Annotated in this window: 1 pseudogene; it reads left to right on the top strand. The window is 42.1% G+C overall.

What is annotated here, in order from left to right:
• A pseudogene (locus L2D08_RS23660) lies at window positions 1-404 on the top strand (hypothetical protein); the annotation flags it as partial.

The raw sequence follows: 404 nt of genomic DNA, 5'->3' as shown, positions 1-404 counted from the left end.
AAAACAAAAAAACGGTATACAGAAACAGCTGCCAAAAAGCTTCTCCCTGGGCTAAAAGAAACATTCAAATGGTTGTCCGGTTCTGACAGTATTGCTCTTCAGGCAAGCATCGAATATCAGTATGAAGGATTCAAAAAATATAAGGATCAGCCAAAAAAAGAATTAAAAAAAAGAGCCGCAAAAAAATGGGCAGAAGGCTATACGCCAACGGCGTATGACTTTAAGGGCCACCCAACATTTAAAAGCAAGAAAAACCCGGTCCAGGGCTATACGACCAAAATGACAAACAACAATATTAAAATGATAGATAACCGCATTCAGCTGCCAAAACTCGGCTGGATTCGTTTCTCCAAGTCCCGAAACATCGAAGGCGACATTAAGCGTGTCACCGTGCGCCGCAGCAA

This window comes from Domibacillus sp. PGB-M46 (assembly GCF_022668875.1).
In the GTDB taxonomy this organism is placed as follows: domain Bacteria; phylum Bacillota; class Bacilli; order Bacillales; family Domibacillaceae; genus Domibacillus.
This window is presented reverse-complemented; position numbering and strand designations above follow the sequence as displayed.